General features: G+C 72.3%; 5 protein-coding genes and 2 pseudogenes. 6 read left to right on the top strand and 1 reads right to left on the bottom strand.

What is annotated here, in order from left to right:
* Positions 1-1553, bottom strand: a 1553-nt coding sequence (locus tag ACXJMZ_RS36205; RefSeq protein ID WP_457034255.1) for an MFS transporter, incomplete at its 3' end; no start/stop codon positions are given.
* Between the two features lie 110 nt (positions 1554-1663).
* On the opposite strand from ACXJMZ_RS36205, the gene ACXJMZ_RS36200 reads away from it, so the two are divergent.
* The 6 genes and pseudogenes from ACXJMZ_RS36200 (at position 1664) to ACXJMZ_RS36175 (ending at position 5897) form a co-directional block, all read left to right on the top strand.
* A complete protein-coding gene (locus ACXJMZ_RS36200; RefSeq protein WP_457034254.1) occupies positions 1664-2350 on the top strand; it encodes a TetR/AcrR family transcriptional regulator in 687 nt (228 codons plus the stop codon).
* Positions 2351-2418: 68 nt separating this feature from the next.
* Complete coding sequence (locus ACXJMZ_RS36195; RefSeq protein WP_457034253.1) at positions 2419-2802, top strand: effector-associated constant component EACC1; 384 nt, start codon at positions 2419-2421, stop codon at positions 2800-2802.
* A pseudogene (locus ACXJMZ_RS36190) lies at positions 2799-3443 on the top strand (caspase family protein); the annotation flags it as partial. The gene ACXJMZ_RS36195 and the pseudogene ACXJMZ_RS36190, both read left to right, overlap by 4 nt.
* A 156-nt stretch (positions 3444-3599) precedes the next feature.
* Positions 3600-4556, top strand: a pseudogene (gene ftsZ / locus ACXJMZ_RS36185) (cell division protein FtsZ); the annotation flags it as partial.
* Positions 4557-4636: 80 nt separating this feature from the next.
* Positions 4637-5260 carry a TIGR03086 family metal-binding protein gene (locus tag ACXJMZ_RS36180; protein WP_457034252.1) on the top strand — a complete coding sequence of 208 codons (624 nt, stop codon included), beginning with the start codon at positions 4637-4639 and terminating at the stop codon, positions 5258-5260.
* Positions 5261-5342: 82 nt separating this feature from the next.
* Complete coding sequence (locus ACXJMZ_RS36175; protein ID WP_457034251.1) at positions 5343-5897, top strand: hypothetical protein; 555 nt, start codon at positions 5343-5345, stop codon at positions 5895-5897.
* Positions 5898-6118: the final 221 nt, after the last annotated feature.

Raw genomic sequence — 6118 nt, 5'->3', positions numbered from 1 at the left:
GGCACCAGGTGGGTGTCACCGGCAGCGGGCTGCCCGCTGGTCGTCCGCGCCGCGCCGCCGGCCCGGCCGAGCAGCAGGGCGACCAGCACGGCGGTGACGGCGAGTGCGGCGGAGCCGCAGCGCAGCGCGAGGTGCAGGCCGTCGACGAAGGCGTGGTCGACGGCCGCCTGCACCGGCCCTGGCAGGGCTCCGGCCGCGGTCGCGCCGCCGCTGTGGCCGACGAAGCCGTCGGCGGCTCGGCCGACTGCCTCGGCGGGGAGGCCCAGCCGGTCGAAGGAGCTGGTGAGACCGTCGGTCAGACGGTTCGCCAGCAGGGCGCCGAGGACGGCGATGCCGAGGACGCCGCCGAGTTCGCGCAGGGTGTTGATGGTGGCCGATGCCATGCCGGTGAGGTCGGCGCTGACCCGCTGGAGGACGGCGATCGACACCGGGGTGAAGGTCAGGCCCATGCCGAGGCCCATCGTGCCGAGGGTCCAGAGGTACTCGGGGTAGCGCGCCTGGTCGCCGTACAGCGACAGGCCGCCGAGACCGGCCGCGCACAGGGCGATGCCCAGCACGACCGGGAGCCTGGGGCCGTACCGGGTGGTCAGCCGGCCGGAGAGCGGGGCGGCGAGCACGATGGCCGCGGTCATCGGCAGGCCCGCGATGCCGGCGTCGGTGGGAGCCCAGCCGAGCACACCCTGGAGCATCAGCGGCAGGAAGAACATCGCGCCGAACATGCCGAAGCTGACCATGAAGCCGCTGAACAGAGCGCCGCAGAGCACCCGGTCGCGGAACAGCCGCAGCTCCAGCATCGGTTCGGCGAGGCGGAGTTCGAGCAGCACGAAGACGGTGAGCAGGACGGCTGCGGCGGCCGCGCAGGCGAGGATGCGGGGGTCGGTCCAGCCCCGGGCGGGGCCTTCGATCAGCCCGTAGACCAGCGCGCCCAGGCCGGCGGCGGAGAGTGCCAGGCCGGCCAGGTCGATCCGGCGGGCGCGGGGGGCGAGGTCGGGCAGGGTCCTGGCGGCCAGCACCAGGCCGACGATCCCGACCGGGACGTTGATCCAGAACACGCTGGCCCAGCCGAACGCGTCCACCATCGGGCCGCCGATCACCGGCCCGATCGAGAGCCCGAGCGCGGAGACCCCGGACCACAGGCCGATCGCGCGGGCCCGTTCGCGTTCGTCGGTGAAGACGTGCCGGAGGATGGCCAGGCTGCCGGGGGTGAGCAGCGCGGCGCCGACCCCCTGGAGCATCCGGGCGCCGATCAGCAGCCCGGGCGTGCCGGCCATCGCGGCGGCGGCCGATCCGGCCGTGAACAGCGCGAGGCCGAGCCGGAACACCCGGGTACGGCCGTAGCGGTCACCGAGCGCACCGCCGGTCAGCAGCAGCGCGGCGTAGACCAGGCTGTAGCCCTCGGCGACCCACTGGAGGCCGCTGATTCCGGTGTGCAGGTCCTGCCCGATCCGGGGCAGCGCGATGTTGACGATGACGTTGTCCAGCATGGCCATGAACATGGTGACGCAGAGCGTCGCGAGCGCGAGCCGCTTGCGCGGCGTACTCGACCTCTCCATCGGGGACCCCTCCGGTCGACAATCCCTAACGGTGTTAGGGAGGATGGCGGCCCAGAATGCCCCTAACGGTGTTAGATTGCAAGCGGAATCCCGGACGCACAGGAGGGGCGGTGCCCGTGCCCGCACAGGACGACGCGTCGGCACCCGGTCTGACCAGGGAGTCCCTGGCCCAGGCGGCTCTGCGGGTACTGGAACGGGACGGCCTGGCCGGCCTGTCCATGCGCAAGGTCGCCGCCGAGGTCGGCGTCAAGGCGGCCTCGCTGTACTGGCACGTCCGCAACAAGGAAGAGTTGCTCGACCTGCTCAACGACGAGCTGATGGCCGATGCCGAACCGCCGCCCCGGACCGGCGACTGGCGCGAGCAGTTCCGCGAGTACGGCCTGCGGCACCGCCGGCTGCTGCTGGACAAGCGGGACGCGGCCAAGGTCGTCGCGGGCCGCCTCGCGCCCGGACGCCACCTGCTGGGGCTGATGGAGGATCAGCTCGACCGCCTCCGTGCGGCCGGTTTCTCCGACCTGGACGCTGCGATGGCCTCCTACCTGCTGGGCGCCTACGTGCAGGGCTTCGTGCTGCAGGAGCAGTCCCCGCTCGCGGCCGCCGAGACGATGGGGGCCGGCCGCCGCGAGGTGGTCACCGCCGCGGGCGAGCGCCTGCGCGCCCTGCCGCCCGAGACCTACCCCAACCTGGTCGCCCTGGCCGGCGACCTGACCGATCCCGACATGGACGCCCGGTTCGACTTCGGCCTCGAGCGGATCCTGGACGGCCTCGCGGTCCTGCTGCCGCCGGACCGGCGCTGAGCGGCCGGAGTCCGTCGAATCGGATCGGAATCGGGACGCGGGGGTGCACGACCGGACACACTTGGGCCATGCAGATGGCTGTGGGTATCGCCGGAACCGACCGCTCCGGCGCCGAAGTCGCGTCACTGAAACGGGCGTTGCTGTCCGACCCGGACCTGCGATCGGTGCAGATCGACGAGCTGGCCGGCGGGGAAGTCCCGGGCGCCATGGGGGTGTTGAGCGAGGGCCTGCTGCTCGCCTTCGGTGCGGGTGGCGTCGGGGTGACCGTGGTCCAGGCGCTGTGCGGCTGGCTGGCCGGGCGTCGCCCGGGAGTTCGGCTCAAGATCACACACGGGGACCGGACCGTGGAGATCGATGTCACCAGGGCCCGCAGCGCCGAGGAAGTCCTGGCGCTGTACCGGCAGTTGGAGACTCCGCCCGGGAACGTGCCGGACCGTGGGGCGGGCGCGTGAGCCGGCTGCCCGATCCCGAGCTGTCCAGGGCCTTGCTGATCGGCGTCTCGGCCTATGCGGAGCCCGAGCGATGGCAGCCGCTGCCTGCGGTCGAACGGAACCTGACCGACCTTCGGGACGCGCTGACGGATTCGCGGCTCTGGGGCCTCCCGCCGGAGCATTGCACGACGATCCTCAATCCGACCGACTCGGGCCCGGTGCTCGAAGCCGTCCACTCGGCGGCGCGAGCGGCGCAGGACACCGTGCTCGTCTACTACGCGGGGCACGGATCGACTATCGACTCCGACCTGTTGCTCACCATGGCGTCCACGACCTCGGACAACCTGCTGTTCCGGGCGCTGCGTTTCAGCGTGGCGCGTGACCTCATTCAGCAGCGCCGCGCCACGAACGCCGTTGTGCTGCTCGACTGTTGCTTCAGCGGTATGGCCCATCCGATGGCCGATCTCACCTCCTTCGTGGAGCGGCAACTCGCGGCGGCGAGCGCCTACACCCTCACGTCCTCCGCCCGGGACTCGATCTCGCTGGCCCCGCCGGGCGAGCGCAACACCGCCTTCACCGGGGAACTGCTCAAGGTGCTGACCTCGGGGGTGCAGCACGCCCCGGAGCTGCTCTCGCTCGGCACGGTGGCTCGTACGGTGACGCAGAACCTCGTCGACCGGCGGTTCCCGGCGCCGAGCCACAGCCAGACCGGTCAGGGCGACCAGCTGGCCCTGACGCGCAACGTCGGCTGGCGGCCGCCGCAGCCGAGTGGTGGCCGGAGCGGTCCGAGGCCCTCGAGGGGGTTCACCGCACAGGATCTGGCGATCAAGGTCGTGGGTGTCGGCGGCGCCGGTGTGAACGCCGTCAACCGGATGATCGAAGTCGGGGTGGCCGGCGTCGAGTTCATCGCGATCAACACGGACGCCCAGGCCCTGCTGATGAGCGATGCCGACGTCACGGTGGACATCGGGAAGGAGCTCGTTCGCGGGCTCGGCGCGGGTGCGAACCCGGAGGTCGGCCGGAAGGCCGCAGAGCTGCACCGCGACGCGATCGCCGAGGTGCTCAGCGGCTCGGAGCTGGTGTTCGTCGCCTGCGGGGAGGGTGGCGGGACCGGCACCGGAGGCGCCCCGGTCGTCGCGTCCATCGCTCGCAGTCTGGGCGCCCTCACCATCGGCGTGGTGACCCGGCCCTTCAGCTTCGAGGGCCGGCGCCGAACCAGCCAGGCCGATGAGGGGATCAAGAGGATCACCATGGCGTGCGACGCCGTCATGGTGATCCCCAATGACCGCCTGCTCTCGCTCTCGGGGCACCAGGTCAGCATCATGGACGGGTTCCGGATGGCTGACCAGGTGCTGGTCAACGCCGTGCGGGGCATCACCGATCTGACCACCACGCCGGGGCTGATCAGTATCGGGTACGGGGCGGTCCGCCAGATGCTCACGGGCGCGGGCCCCGCTCTCATCGCGATCGGTGAGGCATCCGGCGCCGGCCGGGCGGCCAGGTCGGCGGCGTCCGCGATCAGCAGCCAGCTGACGGAGCAGAACCTCCTGGCCGCGCAGGGAGTGATCATCTCGGTGGCCGGCAGCTCGGAGCTGCGGTACGAGGAGGTCCAGGAGGTGGTCGCGCTGGTGACCGAGGCGGCGGACCAGGATGCGAACGTGATCTTCGGTGCCGTCCTCGACGACTCTCTGAGCGACTCGCTCAGGACCACGGTCGTCGCGGTCGGTCCGCCGCACGGGGCGTGGGTGGAAGTGTCCCAGCAGCAGGTAAGCGGGTGGGACCAGATGTGACGGACCCCCAGCCGTGAACCTCAGCCGGCTTGACTGCCGACCTGTCCCGGCAACATCGTCAGCAGATGCCTACCACCATGGAGCCGGAAGCCTTCGGCCGACTGCGCCGCCTCGACGCACTCGCGGTCCGGATCAGCATCGACCTGGCCCGCCGGATCACCTCCGACGACCTCGCCCGGCCCACGCCCTGTGCCGACTGGACGCTCGGCGAACTGCTCGCCCACCTGACCGCCCAGCACCTGGGCTTCGCCGCCGCCGCACGCGGGCGGGGCGGGGACCTCGGCCACTGGGAGGTCGGGCCGGTCTCGGACGACCTCCCAGCTCGCCACGAGGCGGCGGCAGCACAGGCGCTGGCCGCCTTCGCCGAATTGGCTGCACCCGACCAGCTTTTCACCCTTCCCGAGTTCAGCAGTCCGCTCCCGTTCCCAGCCGGCCAGGCCGTCGGCTTCCACCTCGTCGACGCGGTGGCGCACGGCTGGGACCTGGCCGCCTGCCTCGGGCTCGACTACCACGCAGACCCGGAACTGCTGGACGTCGCACTGACGGTGGCGCTCGCCGTGCCCGACGACGACTCCCGGCTCGCCCCCGGCAGCGCCTTCCGGCCCGCCCTGCCCGCAGACTCGGGGACCGGCCCGCTCGAACAGATCCTGGTCGCCCTGGGCCGCTCCCCACGCTGGGGTCGGACGTGAGCCGACGGTCACAGTGCCGGTCAGCCGATTCCGGCCGTGACGTTCGTAGAGTCTGAGAGTCGTCTCCGGGAAGGGACTCCGCATGGCGGATCACGCACACGACCACGCCGACCAACTGCGCGAGGCGCTCGCGGTGCTGGGGATCGACTGGCAGCCGGATGAGGTGACCGGTGCGGAGGTGCGCGCAGTGATGCTGGCGACCGCGCTGCTCGGCGCAGCCGAGGCGCATCTGGTCGGTGCCGAGACGGCCGCAGGGCAGGCCGGTGAGGACTTGGCCGCGCTGCGGCAGGCGTACGGGCCGGTGCGGGAGGAGGTGCTGGCGGGTGTCTCCCCGGACCTTCCCGACCACGAGCGGCTGGTGCTGATGCTGCGGACCAGCATGCTGGTCGGTGACCTCGGCCGGGCGGCCGGCCCTGACGAGGAGCATCCGGACATCGAGACCCTGGCCGCCGCCCGGGACGCGGCCGCCTGTGCCGCCGCCCTGCTCGGCTACCACTTCGCACCGAGCTTCGGGAGTGCGGCCGGCCTGCCGGAGCGCAGGGAGTTCCTCGGTGCCGCCGCCGGGCTGGTCCGCCGGATCGCCGATCGGCTAGTGACGATCGCCAGGTCCGCCGGACCAGCCGGACCGGCAGACTGAGCCGGGCCGACCAACGGCCGGCGGCCTGTGCTGGCATGTTCGCGCCCTGAAAATGCCTGGTCACAGCTCTATCCCTGCCCATCGGGCGAGGTCTAGCATTCCGGGCACGGCAGCCCCCGCCCCCGAGTTGCGGGCCGCCGGGCAGGTCGGCCGTTCCTCCAGGCGGTCGACGCCTCCCACGGCCGGAGCCCCGGGCACCCCCCCCGGCCCCGGGCTCCGGC

It is taken from the genome of Kitasatospora sp. P5_F3, assembly GCF_054049135.1.
Note: the sequence above shows the minus strand (reverse complement) of the source record. Positions and strands in the feature narration are given on the sequence as shown.